The organism is Branchiibius cervicis, from assembly GCF_042661605.1.
In the GTDB taxonomy this organism is placed as follows: Bacteria; Actinomycetota; Actinomycetes; order Actinomycetales; family Dermatophilaceae; genus Branchiibius; species Branchiibius cervicis.
On record NZ_JBHSWJ010000002.1, the window covers coordinates 3,624,785 to 3,644,253 of the forward strand.

14 protein-coding genes and 1 pseudogene are annotated in these 19,469 nt (G+C 68.0%); 12 read left to right on the forward strand and 3 right to left on the reverse strand.

Annotation, left to right across the window (positions count from 1 at the left end; all coding sequences use genetic code 11):
- Positions 1-17: 17 nt before the first annotated feature.
- A complete protein-coding gene (locus ACFQBT_RS18765; protein ID WP_377825077.1) occupies positions 18-1,643 on the reverse strand; it encodes an amidohydrolase in 1,626 nt (541 codons plus the stop codon).
- A gap of 135 nt (positions 1,644-1,778) precedes the next feature.
- Here ACFQBT_RS18765 and ACFQBT_RS18770 point away from each other — a divergent pair, with 135 nt between their 5' ends.
- The 8 genes and pseudogenes from ACFQBT_RS18770 to ACFQBT_RS18805 all read left to right on the forward strand — a co-directional run bounded on the left by ACFQBT_RS18770 (position 1,779) and on the right by ACFQBT_RS18805 (position 11,685).
- Positions 1,779-2,735: a LysR family transcriptional regulator gene (locus tag ACFQBT_RS18770; protein WP_377825078.1), complete on the forward strand. Its 957-nt coding sequence runs from the start codon at positions 1,779-1,781 to the stop codon at positions 2,733-2,735.
- 141 nt (positions 2,736-2,876) lie between these two features.
- On the forward strand, positions 2,877-4,283 hold the full coding sequence (locus ACFQBT_RS18775) for a purine-cytosine permease family protein (protein ID WP_377825080.1): 1,407 nt from the start codon (positions 2,877-2,879) through the stop codon (positions 4,281-4,283).
- A gap of 11 nt (positions 4,284-4,294) precedes the next feature.
- Positions 4,295-5,782 (forward strand): aldehyde dehydrogenase family protein, encoded by a 1,488-nt coding sequence (locus ACFQBT_RS18780; RefSeq protein ID WP_377825081.1) that lies wholly within the window; start codon positions 4,295-4,297, stop codon positions 5,780-5,782.
- On the forward strand, positions 5,775-7,343 hold the full coding sequence (locus ACFQBT_RS18785) for a GMC family oxidoreductase (RefSeq protein ID WP_377825083.1): 1,569 nt from the start codon (positions 5,775-5,777) through the stop codon (positions 7,341-7,343). Before ACFQBT_RS18780 ends, ACFQBT_RS18785 begins: the two co-directional genes overlap by 8 nt.
- Positions 7,344-7,346: 3 nt before the next feature.
- A complete protein-coding gene (locus tag ACFQBT_RS18790) occupies positions 7,347-7,775 on the forward strand; it encodes a RidA family protein (RefSeq protein ID WP_377825085.1) in 429 nt (142 codons plus the stop codon).
- Positions 7,736-8,445 (forward strand): annotated as a pseudogene (locus ACFQBT_RS18795) (DUF1028 domain-containing protein). Before ACFQBT_RS18790 ends, ACFQBT_RS18795 begins: the two are co-directional and overlap by 40 nt.
- On the forward strand, positions 8,438-9,577 hold the full coding sequence (locus ACFQBT_RS18800; RefSeq protein WP_377825087.1) for a M20 family metallopeptidase: 1,140 nt from the start codon (positions 8,438-8,440) through the stop codon (positions 9,575-9,577). Before ACFQBT_RS18795 ends, ACFQBT_RS18800 begins: the two are co-directional and overlap by 8 nt.
- On the forward strand, positions 9,574-11,685 hold the full coding sequence (locus ACFQBT_RS18805; RefSeq protein ID WP_377825088.1) for an oxidoreductase: 2,112 nt from the start codon (positions 9,574-9,576) through the stop codon (positions 11,683-11,685). Before ACFQBT_RS18800 ends, ACFQBT_RS18805 begins: the two co-directional genes overlap by 4 nt.
- A gap of 66 nt (positions 11,686-11,751) precedes the next feature.
- On the opposite strand, the gene ACFQBT_RS18810 is transcribed toward ACFQBT_RS18805, so the two are convergent.
- The gene (locus ACFQBT_RS18810) at positions 11,752-13,014 is read right to left on the reverse strand and encodes a flavin-containing monooxygenase (protein WP_377825090.1); all 1,263 of its coding nucleotides are present in this window, start codon (positions 13,012-13,014) and stop codon (positions 11,752-11,754) included.
- A gap of 154 nt (positions 13,015-13,168) precedes the next feature.
- On the reverse strand, positions 13,169-14,323 hold the full coding sequence (locus tag ACFQBT_RS18815) for a PucR family transcriptional regulator (protein ID WP_377825092.1): 1,155 nt from the start codon (positions 14,321-14,323) through the stop codon (positions 13,169-13,171).
- Between the two features lie 108 nt (positions 14,324-14,431).
- On the opposite strand from ACFQBT_RS18815, the gene ACFQBT_RS18820 reads away from it, so the two are divergent.
- From ACFQBT_RS18820 to ACFQBT_RS18835, 4 genes are read left to right on the forward strand one after another with little or no spacing between them, the layout of a single operon-like run.
- Positions 14,432-15,694 (forward strand): ferredoxin reductase, encoded by a 1,263-nt coding sequence (locus ACFQBT_RS18820; RefSeq protein ID WP_377825094.1) that lies wholly within the window; start codon positions 14,432-14,434, stop codon positions 15,692-15,694.
- Between the two features lie 48 nt (positions 15,695-15,742).
- On the forward strand, positions 15,743-16,936 hold the full coding sequence (locus ACFQBT_RS18825) for a fatty acid desaturase family protein (protein ID WP_377825096.1): 1,194 nt from the start codon (positions 15,743-15,745) through the stop codon (positions 16,934-16,936).
- Between the two features lie 35 nt (positions 16,937-16,971).
- On the forward strand, positions 16,972-18,198 hold the full coding sequence (locus tag ACFQBT_RS18830) for a CapA family protein (protein WP_377825097.1): 1,227 nt from the start codon (positions 16,972-16,974) through the stop codon (positions 18,196-18,198).
- The gene (locus ACFQBT_RS18835; protein ID WP_377825099.1) at positions 18,195-19,436 is read left to right on the forward strand and encodes a CapA family protein; all 1,242 of its coding nucleotides are present in this window, start codon (positions 18,195-18,197) and stop codon (positions 19,434-19,436) included. Before ACFQBT_RS18830 ends, ACFQBT_RS18835 begins: the two co-directional genes overlap by 4 nt.
- Positions 19,437-19,469: the final 33 nt, after the last annotated feature.

Below are 19,469 nucleotides of genomic sequence, written 5' to 3' on the forward strand. Positions count from 1 at the left end.
TCCTTGCGTCGGGTGGGTCAGGCGGTGAAGACAGGGGCGCCATCGACGTACGTCGCGTGCACCCGGATGGTGGACAGTTCGGCTGGTGCGGTGGTGACCGGGTCGCGATCCAGCAGCACCAGATCTGCTGCCATCCCGACCTCGAGGGTTCCGTTGCGGTCCAGGCGGGACGCATGCGCGGCGCCGGCCGTCGCTGCGTGGAGGGCGGTCACGATGTCCAGGCCCTCGTCGGGCAGCAGCGGGACGCGTTGGGCGTGCTCGTCAGCGGCATGCGGATCAGCAAGGGGCGCAGTGCGATTCACGGCGACGTGGATTGCCCAGAGCGGGTCCGGGCTCGACACCGGCCAGTCCGAACCGAAGGCGAGCGCAGCGCCGGCCGTTTCCAGGCTGCCGAAGGCGAAATGCCGGCGGCGCTGCTCGTCGGTGAGATACGGCAGTTTGGTCTCGACCAGGACCCGGTCCTCGCGGGCCCACAACGGTGAGACGTTCGCGATGATGCCCAGGCGCTTGAAGCGGTCGATGTCGGCGGCGTCGATCAGGTCGATGTGCGCGATCTGGTGACGTGCATCGGAGTGCCGTGGGGCTGATTCGATGGCATCAAGAGCCTCGCGGACCGCGCGGTCGCCGACCGCGTGCAGGTGCACATCGAAGTCCTCGGCGGCCAGGGCGGCGACGACCCGGTTCAGCCAGGCCGGCTCCAAGAAGCTGAGGCCGTGCTGGTGAGGATGGCCGCGGTAGGGCTCCAGCACCGCGGCTGTCAGGTTCTCGCAGACACCGTCCTGCATGACCTTGATCCCGGTCGCGGCGAAGCGCCGGCCGTCACGGGTGGTCTCCCGGCGGCGTACGAAACCCTCGATCTGGCTCAGGTCGCCGTCCAGTTGCCACCACAGGTCACCGGTGACACGGGCGGTCAGGGCACCGGAGGCATCCAGTCCGCGGTAGGCCTCGAACGTGTCCGGCAGCCCCAAGCAGTCGCCGATCCCGGCGTCCTGCCACCCGACGATGCCGACGGAGTGCAGGTAGGCCTGCGCTTCCAGCAGCGCCCGCTCGATCTGTTGCTGCGTCGGTGCCGGGAGCAGGTCGGTGACCAGGTTGGCGGCGGATTCCACCAGCATGCCGGTGGCGCTCCCCGATGCGTCGCGGACGATGCGACCGCCGTCCGGATCGGGGGTGCCGTCGGTGATTCCGGCCCGATGCAGGGCCGCGGTGTTGACCCACACCCCGTGGCCGTCGTGGCTCATGAAGCACGCCGGCCGACCGTCGGTGAGGCTGTCCAGCTCGGTCGCTGTCGGGAAGCCGCCGGCGAACACGTCGCCGTACCAACCGGATCCCGCGATCCACTCCGATGTCGAGGTGGCCACGTGGTCGCGGATGAGAGCGCGGTACGCGTCCAGGCCGTGCACGTCGTCCAGATCGCAGTGCATCCGGTTCAGGCCGCCCATCGCCGGATGAACGTGCGCATCGACGAAGCCGGGCAGCACCACGCCGTCGACGTCGACGACGCGCGTGGCCGGACCGGTCAGGTCGGCACAGTGGGCTGCACCGAGCGCTACCACGGTGCCGTCGCGAACGGCCAGAGCATCGGTCGCCGGAGCCGCGGCGGATGCTCGGATCGAGCCGCGGAAGACAGTGTCGGCTCGCATTGGATCCTCCCGGGGTCGGCACGTGTTCCGCAGACCCTCCCACGCCGTAGGGGGCGGGCGGTTACGTTTGAGTTTCAGTTCAGCTGATTCTGTTGATGAGAGTCATCTGATTTCCTGTTGCACCCGGGAGGCGTCGTGGCGGCACAGAACCGGTCGGGCCATCGCCTGCCGAACTTCACGCTGGTCCAGCTGAGGTACTTCGCCGCTGCGGCCGAGCACGGCAGCATGACCGCTGCCGCGCGCGAACTGGTGGTCTCCCAGTCAGCGGTCTCGACGGCCGTGGCGCAGCTGGAGAAGGAGCTCGGCGTCCAGCTGCTGTTGCGTCACCATGCGCGCGGCCTTGCCCTCACGCCGGCCGGCCGGGAGTTCTACACCGAGCTGCGCGGGTTCCTGGCCCACAGCCAGGAGTTGGCCGACGCCGCCCGCAACGCCGGTCAGATGCTGATGGGTGAACTGCGGGTGGGCATGTTCGCGACCATCGCCCCCTTCATGCTGCCCCGGCTGGTCACGCAGTACGCCGATCGCTACCCCCGCGTGGACCTCACCGTGATCGAGGCCGAGCACGCGGAGTTGAAGAAGGGGCTGCGCGATGGAGCCTTCGAGGTGGCGGTCATGTACAGCTACGACCTCGGCGCGGAGTTGCGGTCGGTCCCGGTGGCGACCATCCCGCCGTACGTGCTGGTCCCGGTCGGTCATCGGTTGGCCGGACGGCGCAGTGTGTCGCTCACCGAACTGGCCGGCGATCGGCTGGTGCTGCTGGACCTACCGCATACGGCGACCTACTTCCGGTCGTTGTTCGCGCAGGTCGGCGTCGAACCCACCATCGGCTACCGGTCGCGGCTTTTCGAGACCGTGCGCTCGATGGTGGCGGCCGGACACGGCTACTCGATCCTCAACCAGCGACCGGCCAGCGACGAGAGCTACAGCGGCGGGCCGGTCGTGCCGCTGCCGATCAAGGACGAGCTGCCCACGCTGGACGCGGTCGCGGCGTGGGTCGACGGCACCCGGCTGACCCGCAAGGCGACGGCCTTCATCGAGGAGTGCCGGGCCATCGGCGGCGTGCAGCCCAGTATCGGCAAAATAGATGACTAACGCCGATTTCTTGTGATGGACAAATAGCAAGCCGACGCCACATCGTTGGGGGATCCGGCACAGCTGATCGTGCCCGTCGCACACCGTGGTGCATCCCCTCGACATCGCGCCCCGCGCACCCGCCCTGCTAGGAGACGCTCCATGGCAACGTCACACGAAAACCCCACGCTCACAGAGACTCTCGAGGCTCGCACCATCGAGCACATCCCGGAGGACGAGCGGCACGGTAGTGCCACCCAGTTGTTCACCATCTGGTTCGGCTCCAACATCATGCTGCTGACGGTCGCGACCGGCGTGCTGGCCACTCTCGTCTTCGGTCTGCCCGTGTGGGCGGCTGCGATCGCGCTGGTCATCGGCAACCTCGTCGGCGGCGTGGTCATGGCCTTGCACGCCGCGCAGGGTCCGCAGATGGGCGTGCCGCAGATGTTGCAGACGCGAGCCCAATTCGGTTCGTACGGCAGCCTGCTGGTCGTCACCATCGTGGTGCTGATGTACACCGCGTTCTTCGCCAGCAACATGGTCCTCGGCGGCCAGGCCCTCGCCAGCCTGGTCGGGATAGGCGAGACTCCGGCCATCCTGCTCGTCGGTGTCCTGGGTGTCGCCGGAGCCATCTTCGGCTACAAGGTCATTCACGCCATGGCCGGGGTCATCAGCGCCCTCGCCGGCGTGGCGCTGCTACTGGCGCTGGTCATGCTCTTCGTCATCAAACTGCCGAGCGATACCTTCTCCGTCGGTGCGTTCTCCTGGGCCGGCTTCATGAGCACGCTGTCCCTCGCGGCGCTGTGGCAGATCGCCTACGCCCCCTACGTGTCGGACTACACGCGGTACATGCCCAAGGACACCGGCGTGCGCGCGGCCTTCTGGGCGACCTACTCCGGTTGCGTGCTCGGCTCGCTGCTGCCCATGCTGCTCGGCGCGGTGCTGGGTGCCGCCTTCCCCAAGGACGACACCATCGCCGCGGTGCGCGACGGATCCGGCGTCTTCGGGATCTTCGTGCTGGCGATCTTCGGGATCAGCATCGCCGCCACGAACGCGATGAACCTGTACTGCGGCGCCCTGTCCACGCTCACCATCGGGCAGACCCTCTGGCCGAACTGGCGACCCAAGGCCGCCATGCGTGTGGTGGTGTGCCTCGTGCTCTTCGCGATCAGCTGCACGATCGGACTGCTCGGCAAGGACAACTTCCTGGGCAACTTCAGCAACCTGATGCTGCTGCTGATGTGTGTGCTGATCCCGTGGACGGCCGTCAACCTGGTCGATTACTACCTGCTGCGGCACGGCGACTACGACATCGACTCGCTCTTCGAGGCGGACGGCGGCATCTACGGCAAGCTCAACGTCCCGGCCGTGGGCTGCTACGTCCTGGGCATCCTGGTGCAGTTGCCGTTCCTGTCCAACGACCTTTACACCGGCCCGATCGCCACAGCGATGAACGGGGTCGACATCTCCTGGATCGTGGGTCTGGCGATCATTTGTCCCGTCTACTACTTCTGGGCCAGGGCCGCCCGTAGCTCGCACGTCGTGCTGGCTGCCGACGCCGTGGTGTGAGGATCGACCCTGTGAAGACTGCCCCCGAATGGACCGCCGCGGCGGCTGCGTTGCGCCCCTCCGGCCTGGCCTGGATCGACGGCCGACCGGTTGCCAGCAGCAGCGGCCGCACCCGTCCGACGATCGACCCGGCAACCGGGCAGATCATCGCCGAGGTAGCCGAGTGCGACGAGCACGACGTCGACCTGGCGGTGGCGGCGGCGCGACGCGCGTTCGCATCGGGGGCGTGGAGCCGGCGGGCACCCCGTGAGCGGGCCGGCGTGCTCACCCGCCTCGCCGACCTGATCCTGGCCAACCTCGACGAGCTCGCTTTGCTGGACAGCCGCGACGGCGGCAAGCGGATCGTCGACACCACCGCGATCGACATCCCCGGGTCTGCCGCGATCCTGCGCTGGTACGCCGAGTCCCTGGACAAGGTCTACGGCCAGGTGGCACCGACCGGGCTGGGCGATCTGGCTACGGTCACCCGCGAACCGCTCGGGGTCATCGCAGCGGTCGTGCCCTGGAACTACCCGCTGGAGATGGCCATCTGGAAGCTGGCGCCGGCGCTCGCCGTGGGCAACAGCGTCGTGCTCAAGCCGTCCGAGGAGACGCCGTTGTCGGCGTTGCGTCTGGGCGAACTGGCCACGGAGGCGGGCATTCCCGACGGTGTGTTGTCGGTGGTCCCCGGCGACGGCCCGGTCGTGGGGCAGGCCCTTGGGCGCCACGCGGACGTCGACGCGGTGACCTTCACCGGGTCGACGCAGGTCGGCAAGCTGTTCCAGCGCTACGCCGGCGAGTCGAACATGAAGCAGGTCTGGCTGGAATGCGGTGGCAAGAGCGCCGTGGTCGTCCTGGACGACGTCGCCGATCTCGACGCCGTGGCGGCCGGTGTCACCGGCGGCATCTTCACCAACGCCGGGCAGGTGTGCTCGGCCACCTCCCGGCTCGTCGTCCAGCGCGGGGTCGCGGATGCGTTGACTGACCGGTTGCTGGCGCGCACGGCCGCCATCACGGTCGGCAACCCGTTGGACCCGGCCACCGACATGGGCCCGTTGGTCAGTCTCGGCCAGGCGTCACAGGTGCGTTCGCTGCTCGCCGCGGGCGCCGACGAGGCCTCCTCCGTCGTCGGCGGCGAGGTTCCATCTGGCTCTGCGACGGACTGTTTCGTGCGACCGGCGGTGCTCGTGGACGTCGCTCCCACCGCGCACATTGCGCAGACCGAGATCTTCGGACCGGTGTTGGTGACGCACGTGGTGGACACCGAGGAAGAAGCGATCGCGGTCGCCAACGGCACGCCGTACGCGCTGGCCGCAGGATTGTGGACCGATGACCTGCGCCGTGCGCACCGCGTCGCGGCCGCATTGCGAGCCGGCACCGTGTCCGTGAACTGCGTTGACGCCCTGGATGTTTCGACGCCCTTCGGCGGCTTCGGCTTGTCCGGATACGGCCGGGACCTCTCGCTGCACGCGATGGACAAATTCACCGGACTCAAGACGACCTGGGTGCACTATGGATGACGCGGTCCACGACTACGTGGTCGTGGGCGGCGGGACCGCGGGATCGTTGCTGGCCGCTCGGTTGGCCGAGCGCGGTCGCGACGTGGCGCTGATCGAGTGGGGCCCTTCGGACAAGGACGAACCGCGCGCTCGTTATCTGCGCCGCTGGGCCGAGATGCTCGAGGGCGAGTACGACCTGGACTATCGCAGCCTTCCCAACCAGCGCGGCAACTCCCATATCCGGCTGGCGAGGCTACGGATCCTCGGCGGCTGCTCCACCGCGAACACGATGATCGCCTGGCGTCCCTTGGCCTCCGATCTGCAGGAGTGGGAGTCACTGGGGGCGACCGGTTGGGGTCCGGACTCCGTGCTGCCGCTCTACAAGCGGCTGCAGACCCCGATCCAACCCGTGGCGCCCAAGGACCGGAACCCGTTCGTCGCGGACGTGGTGGTCAGCGCCTCGTCCGCACTCGGCGTACCGGTGCAGGACGCCTGGAACGACGGCAGACTGGACGAATCGCCCTGCGGCGCAGGCTTTTTCGAGGTGGGCTACGACTCCGACTCCGGGGTGCGGGCGTCCACGTCGATCCACTATCTGCACGAGGCGGCGCCTGGTACCCCGCTGCCGACGATCCTCACCGGGTTGCGGGCGACGCAGATCGTGCTGTCCGACGACGGCGGGCGCGCGACCGGTGTCCGGGTGCGGTCCGCCGACGGCACCAGGGCCACCGTTTCCGCCCGCCGAGAGGTCATCCTGTGCGCCGGCGCCATCGACACCCCGCGGCTGCTGCAGTTGTCCGGGATCGGGCCACGCGACGTACTCCAGTCGGCCGGCGTCCCTGTGCAGCACCAGCTGCCCGGTGTCGGTGCCAACCTGCAGGACCACGTCGAGGGTTTGGTGGTGTGGGAGGCGCGGCGGACGCCGCCGGACACCTGCGCGAGCGGCTGGGACGCGGGCGCCATGATCAGTGATGCGACACCCGACGACCGCCCCGATATCTTGATGCACTTCCCGGTCGAGCCGTGGGCGGTACACGCCGATCGCTACCGGGCCGAGCATGGCCAGGAACCGCTGCCGCACAACATCGTTTCGATCGCGCCCAACGTCGCCCGGCCGCTGTCCCGCGGGCGCACCTGGATCACCTCTGCGGATCCCGACGTGCCGCCGGCCATCGACTACCGCTCCTTCACCGACGCGCAGGGGCGCGACGAGCACCTGCTGGTCGAGGGCGTACGCCGGGGCCGGCGGATCGCGCAGACCGAGCCGATGCGCTCCTGGGTCGGACAGGAACTCTTCCCGGGCGCGCAGATCGAGGACGACGAGCAGCTGTCGGCCATCCTGCGGGCCACCCACCAGACCGTCTATCACGTCAGCGGCACCTGCCGGATCGGCGCGCCCGACGATCCGGAGGCAGTGGTCGACCCGCAGCTCGCAGTGCGTGGCGTCGCCGGTCTGCGGATCGCGGACGCCTCCGTCTTCCCCACCCTGACCGCGACCAACCCGGTCGTGACGGTGATGCTGGTGGCCGAGCGTGCCGCCGACCTGATCACCGACGCCATCCCACACCAACAAGGAGTCTGACCCGTGACCGACGAGATCGTCGTCGGCGGCCACCGCCGCATCCGCCCGTTCAATACCGCCGACACCTACCCCGAGCAGAATCTCGGCAACGACTTGTGCCAGGCCGTCGTCGCGGGCAACACGGTGTACGTCCGCGGGCAGGTCGCGCAGGATCTCGACACCCGGGAGAACGTCGCGGTCGGGGACGCGGCCGGGCAGACCCAGAAGGTCTGCGACAACATCCTGTTGCTGCTCTCGGAGGCGGGTGCGCAGCCGGAGCACATCGTCAGTTGCCACATTTACCTCACCGACATCCGGTACCGCGAGGACGTCTACCGGGTGATGGGCGAGCGGTTGGCCGGTGTCTATTACGTCTCGACCGGCCTGGTGGTGCAGGCGTTGGCCCGGCCCGAATGGCTCGTCGAGGTCGGCGTCGTCGCGGTGATCCCGTGACCTTCTCCCTGGCGGCGCGCTGTCCGCGGACCGGGCGCTTCGGCATCATCGTGTCGTCGTCCAGCCCGGCGGTCGCCGCGCGCTGCGCCCACGCACGGGCGGGCGTCGGTGTGGCGGCCAGCCAGAACATCACCGATCCGTCGTTGGGCGTCGCCCTGCTGGATGCGGTCGAGGCGGGTCACACCGCCCAGGAGGCGCTGGATCGGGTCGTCGACGCCGGACCGTTCAGCGAATACCGCCAGTTGACCATCGTCGACGGCCGTGGCGGTGCCGCGGCGCACTCGGGGCCACGCACGCTCGGTGTGCACGGCAGCGCCGTCGGCGACGGTGCCGTGGCCGCCGGCAATCTGCTGGCCGACGACGGGGTACCGGCCGCGATGCTGGCCGAGTTCGAACGGACCGCCGGGTTGGTGCTCGGTGACCGTCTCATGGCGGCCCTGCGCGCCGGGGCCGACGCGGGGGTGAGGCCGGGCCGGTGCACTCGGCAGGGATGCTGATCGTGGACCGGGTGTCCTGGCCGGTGACCGACCTGCGGGTCGACTGGTCGGATTCTCCGCTGGCGGACCTGCAGCAGCTGTGGGAGTTGTGGGCTCCGCAGGAGGCGGACTACGTAACCCGCGGCTTGGATCCGAGCACCGCTCCCGCGTACGGGGTTCCGGGTGATGAGTGACCTGAAGGAGGTGGCCCGTCAGACGGTAGCTGCCGACCGGGCTGGGCTCATCGATTTGTCGGAGCAGTTGCACGCCGATTCTGAGACGGCGTGGCACGAGGAGCGCTCCAGCGCAGCCGTGGCAGCAGCGCTCGGGCCTGGCTTCACCGTCGAACAGCCCTACCTGGGGTTGCCGACCGCCTTCCGCGCCGTGGCCGGTTCGGGTGCACGGCGCGTCGGCATCATGGCGGAGTACGACGCGTTGCCGGGTCTGGGGCACGCCTGCGGGCACAACCTCATCTCCGCGATCGCCGTCGGAGCCGGCCGCGCCTTGGCCGCGGTAGCCGCCGACCTGGACCTGACCGTTGAGGTGTACGGCACGCCGGCGGAAGAAGGCGGTGGCGGCAAGATCGAACTGCTCGAACGCGGTGCCTTCGCTGGGCTGGACCTGGCCATGATGGCCCACCCGGCGCCGGTGGACGTCGCCGAGGCGCAACCGTTCGCGGTGTCGCACTCGCACATCACCTACACCGGTAAGGCCGCGCACGCAGCGGCGTACCCGGAGCAGGGCGTCAACGCAGCCGACGCCTTCACGGTCGCTCAACTGGCGATTGCACTACTGCGCCAACAGTTTCCGGCTTCGGTGCGGGTGCACGGCATCGTCACCAAGGGCGGCGACGCACCCAACGTCATTCCGGATCGTACGGAGGGCCGGTGGTACGTGCGCGCCGAGACGTTGGCCGAGCTGACCCTGGTCGAGGAGAAGGTGCGCCGCTGCTTCGAGGCGGGCGCACTGGCGACCGGATGTGAGTTGACCATCGAGCCGGAGTCTGCGCCGTACAGCGAATTCCGCACGGCGCAGGATGTTCTCGACCTTTACAAGGCCAACGCTCTGGCGCTCGGCCGGTCGTTCGCCGACGCGGAGCTTGGCGGCCGGATGAACCGGGCCTCGACCGACTTCGGCAATGTCTCCCTGACGGTGCCGGCGATCCACCCGTACATCGGCGTGGGCAGTCTGCCGGCCGTCAACCATCAGAAGGAATTCGCCGACCACTGTGTCGGTCCGGTCGCCGAGCAGGCGCTCTTCGACGGGGCCGTCGCCCTGGCGTGGACCGGCATCGACTATTTCGCACCCACCAAGGACGTATCGTGACCGACCACGCCAGCCCCTCGCCGTACGACATTCTCTTCGAGCCGGTCCAGATCGGGCCGCGCACGACCAAGAACCGCTTCTACCAGGTGCCCCACTGCAACGGCATGGGATACCGCGACCCCAGCGCGCAGGCCGCGATGCGGCGGGTGAAGGCTGAAGGCGGTTGGGGTGTGGTGTGCACCGAGCAGGTCGAGATCCACGCGACCTCCGACATCGCCCCCTTCATCGAGCTGCGGATCTGGGACGACCAGGACCTGCCCGTCCTGGCCCGGATCGCCGACGCCATCCACGAAGGCGGCGCCCTCGCGGGGATCGAGCTGGCGCACAACGGGATGAACGCTCCGAACCTCTACAGTCGCGAAACCCCTTTAGGGCCCGCGCATCTGCCGGTGGCGCCCGACACCATCGCGCCCGTGCAGGCGCGAGCCATGACCAAAGCCGACATTGCCGATCTGCGCCGGTGGCACCGCACCGCCGTACGCAAATCCGTCGACCTCGGCTACGACGTGATCTACGTGTACGCCGCGCACGGGTACAGCGGGCTGCACCACTTCCTCTCGCCGCGCTACAACCAGCGCACGGACGAGTACGGCGGCTCGGTGGAGAACCGGATGCGCCTGCTGCGGGAGATCCTCGAGGACACCCAGGAGGAGGTCGCCGGTCGTGCCGCGGTCGCCTGCCGGATCGCCGTGGACGGGGAGTTCGGCGTCGGCGGTGTCGGACGGGAGGACATTTCGGCCGTGCTGGAAGCGGTCGGTGAGGTGCCGGACCTGTGGGACTTCGCGATGGGCTCGTGGGAGGAGTGCTCCCTGACCTCCCGATTCGGGGCCGAAGGTAGTCAGGAGCAGTACGTCGCGGGGCTGAAATCGCTGACCAGCAAGCCTGTGGTGGGTGTGGGCCGGTTCACGTCTCCGGACGAAATGGTGCGCCAGGTGCGCAAGGGGATCCTGGACCTGATCGGTGCCGCCCGGCCCTCTATCGCAGATCCGTTCCTGCCCAACAAGATTCGCTCAGGTCGCCTCGACAAGATCCGGGAGTGCATCGGCTGCAACGTGTGCGTCACCGGTGATCAGACCATGTCGGTGATCCGCTGCACGCAGAATCCGAGCATGGGTGAGGAGTTCCGCCGCGGCTGGCATCCGGAGAAGATCCGGGTCCGCGAGTCCAAGTCCAAGGTGCTCGTGGTGGGCGCCGGACCGGCGGGGTTGGAGGCGGCCCGGGCACTCGGCGTACGCGAGTATGAAGTGACGCTCGTCGAGGGGTCGCGCAACCTCGGCGGCCGGGTCACGGACGAGTCGAAGCTGCCCGGGCTCAGCGCATGGGGTCGGGTGCGGGACTACCGCGAGCTGGCGCTGGAGGACCTGTCGAACGTTGAGGTCTACCGCGAAAGTCCCATGACCGCAGGCGATATCGAGGATTTCGGCTTCGAACACGTCATCGTGGCGACCGGTTCGACGTGGCGCGCAGACGGGGTCGGGCGCTGGCACACCACACCCGTGCCGGTGGCCGAAGGAGCCTCGGTGCTCACCCCGAACGACCTCTTCACAGGTTCGCGCCCCTCGGGCAAGAAGGTCGTGGTGTGGGACGACGACTACTACTACCTGGGCGGAGTCGTGGCTGAGTTGCTCGCCGGCGAGGGGTACGACGTGTCCATCGTGACGACGACCTCCCAGGTGTCGCCGTGGACCCAGCACACCTTCGAGGTCGGCAAGATCCAGGCTCGATTGATCGAGAAAGGAGTCGCCCGGGTCATCGACACCGCCCTGGTGTCGGTCGAGGCCGGTTCGGTCCAGGTGGCCGACGTCTACACCGGATCGGTGCGATCGCTCGACGCGGACGCCGTCGTGATGGTGACGGCGCGGTTGCCACGAGAAGAGCTGTTGAACCAGCTCTCCCCGATGGCGGCTGACGGCCGGCTGGCCACGGTGCGCGGTGTCGGCGACTGCTGGGCACCGGGCACGATCGCCGCCGCGGTGTGGTCCGGCCGCAAGGCCGCCGAGGAGTTCGATGCTCCGGTCCTGCCCAACGACGTGGTGCCATTCCGTCGTGAGGTCACGCAGCTCGCGCCGGCGTGGGAGTTCGACCGCTCGCTCGCTTACGAGCAGTAGGGATTCGAGGCACCGCAAAGCCCCCGCGATCCTGGTCGGATCGCGGGGGCTTCGGGTATGTGGGACTCAGCTGGAGTAGGCGAGGTACCCGCGCTGGGTCTGGATGTGGTCGGCGACGTACTTCGCGTCGTGCCAGACACCCCAGATGAAGCTGGAGCCGCGGCGGGACAGCCACGGCAGGCCGAGGAAGTACACCCCGGGCTCGGCGCTGACGCCGCGGCGCTGGATAGGTCGGCCGGACTCGTCGAAGGCATCGACCTTCAGCCAGTCGTAGTTCTGGGTGAAGCCGGTCGCCCAGATGATCGTCGTGATCCCGGCCTCGGCCAGGTCGAGCTCGCGCAGCGGATCGGTGACGCACGCCGGGTCCGGGCCGATGACCCGCGCCTCGGGCTCCGGCGGAAGATCCAGACCGTTGCGCTCGACGTACGCGTCGGCGGCATCGAGCAGGGCGAGGTAGTTCTCGTCGCCCAGGGCGATGTTGGTGGCGAGGTCGTCGCCGAACGTGAGGGCACCGTCCCGGTAGGCCTGCGTGCGCCCGACGAGCGTGATGCCGGCTTCGGCGAGACGCCGGAAGTCGACCGTGTGACCGCCGTTCGCCCCGCTCACTGCGATGGTGACGTGCTCGGCTCCCTGCGGCGGTGTCTCGGCGTCCCACAGGCCGAGAACGCCCAGCCACCAGACGAAGTCGCGACCGCGGTAGGACCTTGGCGGCCGGTCGTGCGGGCCGACGGACAGGTAGACCTCGCGGCCTGCGGCGTTGATCTCCTCGGCGATCTGCACACCGGAGGATCCGGCACCGACCACCAGCACGTTGCCCGGTGCCAGTTGCTGCGGGTTGTAGTACGACGAGGAGTGGATCTGGGTGATGCCATCAGTACGCGGGACGATCGGCGGGAAGACCGGCGTCTGGAACGGCCCGGTTGCCACGACGACGTAGCGAGCCGTGAACGACCCGTCGGAGGTCTCGACCCGGAACCCGGCACCGCCGTCGACGCGCTGCACGCTCGTGACGTCGACGCCGCAGCGGATGGGCGCGTTGATCATGGCGGCGTACTTCTCGAAGTAGTGCGCCACCTGCTCCTTGGCAGCAAAGCCGTCCGGGTCGACGTCGTCGAATTCCAGGCCCGGGAAACGGTCATGCCAGGCGGGACCGTTGGCGACAAGGGAGTCCCAGCGCTCGGTGCGCCAGCGTTCGGCGATGCGGTCCCGCTCCAGGACGACGTAGTCGATGCCGTACCGGCCGAGGTGTTCACTCGCGGCGACGCCGGCTTGACCGGCGCCGATCACGACGACCTCGACGTCTCGCAGCGGTTCGATGGATTCAGACATAGGGGGCTCTTCCGGTCGTCATCTGCGCTGCGCGACGTTGCGCCGGCCTGATGGTGATGGGTCGAGTCTTGAGCAGGGCAGCCATCCTGTCCAACAGATGTTATTGGCCTTCTGCTTCAAAGAAACTGATGTAGGTCGCCCGACACTCGTTCTCTCACGCCAGGGCGATCACCAGGTTGCGGATCACGATCGGATCGTCCAATGACTCGCCGAAAAGCTCCCGGATGCGGGTCATCCGGTAACGCACCGTCTGCGGGTGCACGTGCAATTCCTCGGCCACCGCATCGCGCCGGCCCTGGTGCAGTAGCCAGGACCGCAACGTCTCCGCCAGTCGCTCGCGGGAGGACTGGTTCTCCTCGGACAACGGCGACAACACCTTGGCCCTCAGGTCAGCGAGCGCGCCGACGTCCGAGTTCAGCACCAGCGTCGCCAGGTGCGCGTCGGTGTCGATCGGGCCTTCCACCGCGGCGAACGCGCCCAGGGCGTCCAGCTCTGCCGCGCGGGCGGCCCGGCCGTAGGAGGTGGCGACCTGCGCCCACGGACGGGTGCACCCGACGTACGCGCGCCTGTCGCCCAACGCGGTGAGCAGGCGTCCCCGGCTGCCGGGCACCAGGAACACGGTCAGCCCGTGCCGGCCGGGATCGTCGGTGGCGCGCAACCAGCCGTCGGGCAGCCGGCCGAGCAACATGGACAGCCGGGTGGGAGCTACCAGTACGACGGTCAGCCAGTTCGGCAGCGCCCATCCCGTCTCCGCCGCGAGAGTCTCGATGGTCGCCGGATCGCGTTCGGCCAGAAGCGCATTCGCCAATCGACCACGGGAATTTGTCTCGTCGGTCAGCTCATCCACATGTCCCGTCACCGACGAGGCGGACAGTTCGTCGATGTAGGCAAAGACCAGCTCGGCGAAGTGCGCCACGTCGGAGGCCGAGGCCCTCTGCACGGCGGGCAGCGACGACATCTCGCGCCACGCCGTACGTGCGCCGACGCGGTAGGCCGACAGCAACGAGTCCATCCGCCGGCCGCTCTTGGCCTCCCCGCGCCCCAACTCGTAGGCGCCCGCGAGGGACTGCTCGATGGGGGTGGACGGGTCACCCACGCGCCGCCCGGCGGCCAGGCGTAAGAAGCCGGCCAGCGCCAGTTGCACGGCTTGCTCGATGGCCAGGCGCAGGTCCCCGCGCAGCGCCGCGCGGTAGGCGGGCACCTCGGTCACGATCGCGTCCACGCACTGCACCGCGATCCGCGGCAGTTCGCGGCTGACGGCGGCCACCTGGCGCGCTCCGAGCGCCGGGCTCGTGACCTTGGCGTCCATGACCCTCCCGAAGTTGTTCGCGCTGGATAGTTCTATGGCAGAGATTCACGTTGTCTGGCCAAGATTTTACGCCCTGAACACCACCACACTGGCAGGGTGGTGATGTTCATGCGAACCGATGGTGGCGATGCCAGCCCGGAGACCGGTGCTCTGGCCCGGCAACCCTCGGGCAAACCGGTCCGTAATTCCGGGGATCGCTTCCGCAAGCAGACGGCGGAGCCCAGCCGTTGGAAGCAGCGGGCCTTCAGCGTCGTCAAGGGGTTCACGACCCCGCTGCTGCCCGAGGACTTCATCGACCTGGTCGACCCGCTGAAGACCTCGACGGTCCTGCGCGGCCGGGTGCAGCAGATCGTCCGCGAGACCGACGACGCCATCACCGTCGTCATCCAGCCGGGTCGCACGTGGGCCGGTCACCGGCCCGGGCAGTACACCCGCATCGGCGTCGACATCGACGGCATCCGCTTGTGGCGCGCCTACTCGATCACCTCCGGCCCGCGCACCGACGGCCTGATCTCGGTAACGGTCAAGGCCCTCACCGGCGGCGCCGTCAGCACCTACCTGCACGAACACCTGCGCGAGGGGCAGATCGTCCAGATGGAGCAGGCCGAGGGTGACTTCGTCCTGCCCGACAACCTCGACAAGCCGGTGCTCCTGCTGACCGGCGGCAGCGGCATCACCCCCGCGATGGGCATCCTGCGGCACACCGTGGCCACGGGCGGCGACGGATTTCGAGGAAATCGACGTTCGAGAGGTGATTCCGAGGCAGCAGACCCTCAGAATTCGCGATCTCCTCAGAATCGGCGGGGCGATCTCGACGTCGTCATGCTGCACTCCGCGCCGCGCCCGGAGGACGTCATCTTCGCCGCCGAACTGCGGCAACTCGCCGACGACGGCAAGCTCACGCTGCTGGAGCGGCACACCGACACCCACGGCATGCTCGACCCGGCCGAGCTCGACGAGCTCGTCCCCGACTGGCGCGACCGGCAGACCTTCGCCTGCGGCCCGGCTGGGATGTTGGAGATGCTCGAAGCGCACTGGGAACGCGAAGGCCGCCGGGATCAGCTGATCGTCGAGCAGTTCCGGCCCAAGCTGGTCGAGCCCGGTGAGGGCGGCACCGTCCACTTCACCGAGATCGACAAGGAACTCGAGTGCGACGGCGCTCGACCGATCCTCGACATCGGCGAAGAAGCCGGCGTCCTCATGCCGTCCGGTTGCCGCATGGGCATCTGTTACGGCTGCGTCCTGCCGATGCGCGAAGGCGCGGTCCGCGACCTGCGCACCGGTGAAGTCACCCAAGCCCTGGATGGAGACAACGTCCTCGTCCAAACCTGCATCTCGGCCGCCGCCGGGAAATGCGAAATCGTCCTCTAGAACCGACAGACCAACCCGACCGCTCGACGTACCCAGGAAAGGCACCCCATGACTGCCCTGCAGCGCAAGGAAACCAGCCCCATCGACCACCTCACCCGTGAGGACATCGAAGCCCTCGGCAAAGAGCTCGACGCCATCCGCCAGTCGGTCATCGACACCCGCGGCGAGGCCGACGCGAAGTACATCCGCACCGTCATCAAGACCCAGCGCTGGCTGGAAATGGGCAGCCGCGGTGTGCTGCTGGCCAGCAAGTGGAAGCCGGCGTTCTTCATCGGCACCGCGGGCCTGGCCGTCGCCAAGATCCTGGAGAACATGGAGATCGGGCACAACGTCATGCACGGCCAGTGGGACTGGATGCGCGACCCGAAGATCCACTCGACCACCTGGGAGTGGGACAACGCGGCCCCCGCCGAGTTGTGGAAGCACTCGCACAACGAGCTGCACCACACCTACACCAACGTGCTCGGCAAGGACAACGACCTCGGGTACGGCATCATGCGGGTCGACGAGGACCAGAAGTGGAGCCCGTTCTTCCTGTTCCAGCCGCTGTGGAACGGCATCAACGCCTGCTTCTTCGAGTACGGCATCGCCGCCTACGACCTGGAGATCGGCAAGGTCATGGCCGGTAAGGGCGACAAGGAAGTCTTCAAGACCAACGGCAAGAAGGTCCTGAACAAGATCCGCAAGCAGATGACCAAGGATTACGTCCTGAACCCGCTGCTGGCTGCCCCGTTCGGCGCGTGGAAGTCCACCCTGGCCGCCAACGCCATCGCCAACGTGACGCGCAACCTGTGGAGCCACTCGGTCATCATGTGCGGGCACTTCCCGGAGGGTGTCGAGACCTTCACCCGCACCTCGATCGTCGGTGAGACCCGCGGCGACTGGTACCTGCGCCAGATGATCGGCTCGGCCAACATCTCCGGTTCCCGGGCGATGCACATCGCGACCGGCAACTTGAGCTACCAGATCGAGCACCACCTTTTCCCCGACCTGCCGAGCAACCGCTACCAGGAGATCGCGCCGGCCGTCGAGGACGTGTGCAACCGATACGGCCTGCAGTACCTGACCGGCCCGCTGCCCAAGCAGGTCGGCTCGGCCTGGATGAAGGTCATCCGCCTGTCGCTGCCGAACCACCTGGCTGCGAAGCTGAAGTTCCCCTCGCGACGCAAGCGGGTCGAGCCGACCGCGCTGCCGTCGCGCATCCAGCCGAGCGCTGTCGAGACCGACACGGCTGCTGCCTGACAGGAAGTACGGCGGGCGGGCACCTACCATCGGGGGTGCCCACCCGCCGTACCGCGTTATTGCCCTTGATCGCCACTGCAGCCCTCGGCCTGGCCGCGTGCAGCAACGACAACGGGCGCCCGGCCGGGACGCCTCCAGCGGGTGCGGCGATCGGCGGGTCCTCGTCGCACGGCACCTCCGCGGGGGCCACAGCGGGCGGTAGCAAAGCGCCCGGCAGCATCACGATCATGGCCGGCGGAGACGTCTTCACCAACGAGCTGCCAATGGCTCAGGCCAAGAAGGACGCCGGCGGCAACGGATACGACTTCGTGCCGATGCTCGCCGGTTTGAAACCGCTGGTGTCCGAAGCCGATCTGGCCATCTGCCAGCTCGAGACACCGCTGACGAAGACCAACACCAACCTCGGCTACCAGAAGCGGCACAACAGTCCCTACCAGCTGGCGACCGCGCTGAAGGACGTCGGTTTCGACGGCTGCAGTTTCGCCAACAACCACACCTACGACGCCGGCCTGTCCGGGATGAAGCAGACCCGCGAGATCATGACGGCGAACGGGCTGCAACTGGCCGGACCCCTGGATAGTGCCGACGAACCGGCGAACTCCCCGGGCGGACAAGTGGCGTGGTACCAGGCCAAGGGCTTCAAGGTCGCGCAGCTGTCCTACACCTACTCCGCCGACAACCTGCAGTTGGGCAATATGACGCACACGCCCAGCGATGCACCGTTCTTCAAACAGAATCTCTTCATGGTCCGTGGCGCCCAAGGCATCATCGACGACGCCAAAGCGGTCCGCGCCGAGGGTGCGGATCTGGTCATCGTCTCCATGCACTGGGGCACCGAGCACAAGATGACCAACGATGACGATAACGCCCAGATGGCTGCGGAGATCGCCAAGTCCGGGGCCGTCAACTGGATCGTCGGTAACCATCCGCACGTCGTGCACGGGTGCGAGCGCATCGACAACATGATCGTCAACTACTCCTTGGGCAACGAGTTGTCCGATATGGGCACGCAGTGGGGCTTCCCGCCGCAGAGCCAGGACGGCATCGCCGTCGAGGTGACCTTCACCCGCGACGCCAGCGGCAAGATCACCCCGTCCGCGGAGAAGTACCAGCCGACGTGGGTGGACCGCACGCACGGCTACCGCGTCTACCTCGTGCCCAAGAATGGTGCTTCTGCCGCGATCGACCCGACCTCCTACGGCCGCACGGAAATTCAGATCCACAAGGCTGGCAACAGCTGTGATCTGACCGCGATGAGTTGAGCCGTTCGGTGATCGCCCGTCGAGCCCCTCTCATCGCCCTGACGAGCCTGGTCCTGGGTCTGGGGGCGTGTTCCGGCGGTTCATCGGGTACGCCGAGCCCCACCTCCTCCTCGACCGGCACCTCGTCGGCCCTCACGTCCCCGGGTAGCAGCACCGCGACCACACCGCCGGCTACGTCCACCAGCGCGGCCGAACCGGTGGGCAGTGTCACGATCATGGCCGGAGGTGACATCTTCACCAACGAAGGCCTGATCGCCCGGGCCAAGGCCGACGCGGGCGGTGGCGGGTACGACTTCAGGCCGCAACTCATCGGGCTCAAGCCGTTGGTGAGCAAAGCCGACGTGGCCATCTGCCAGCTGGAAACGCCTCTCACCCAATCGAATACGAATCTCGGCCACGGCATCGTGCACAACAGTCCACATCAGTTGGCGCCGGTGATCAGGGCGACCGGATACGACGGCTGCAGCTTCAGCAACAACCACACCTTCGACAACGGGCTGACCGGAATGGTGCAAACGCGCGCCATCATGAGCGCCAACGGTCTGCAGCTGGCCGGGCCGCAGGACAGTGCGGACGGCACGCCGGGACAACCCGCGTGGTACCAAGCCGGCGGTTTCAAGATCGCCCAGTTGTCCTACAGCTACACGCTGGACAACTTCGCCGAAGGAAGCCAGACGGGCACGCCCGCAGCAGCACCGTTCCTGAAGAAGAACCTGTTCAGTGTGATCGGGGCGCAGGGGATCATCGCCGATGCCAAGGCTGCTCGGGCCGCCGGCGCCGACATCGTGGTCGTCTCGATGCACTGGGGTACGCAGTTCAAATTCACCCCGGACGCCGACGACATCGCGCTTGCTCAGCAGATCGGCCAGTCCGGCGCCGTGAACTGGATCATCGGCAATCATCCGCACGTCGTGCAGGGCTGCGACAAGATCGGCGCGATGTTCGTCAACTACGGACTGGGCAATGAATTGTCCGACCAGGGAACGCAATTCGGTTATCCGGTGCAGACCCAGGACGGCATCGGTGTCATCGTCACGTTCGAACGGGCTGCGGACGGCACGATCACCGCTACGCAGGAGCGATACCAGCCCACCTGGGTGGATCGGTTACACGGTTACCGGGCGTACGTCGTACCCCAATCGGGCGCGCCCTCGGCGGTCGACCCGGGCTCGTGGGCGCGGACGTCGAAATTGATCACCAGTCGTGGCAACGGCTGCAACCTGAGCCCGATCAGCTGAGGCTCCACCGGATCTCCATCCGCGGGCCGAAGC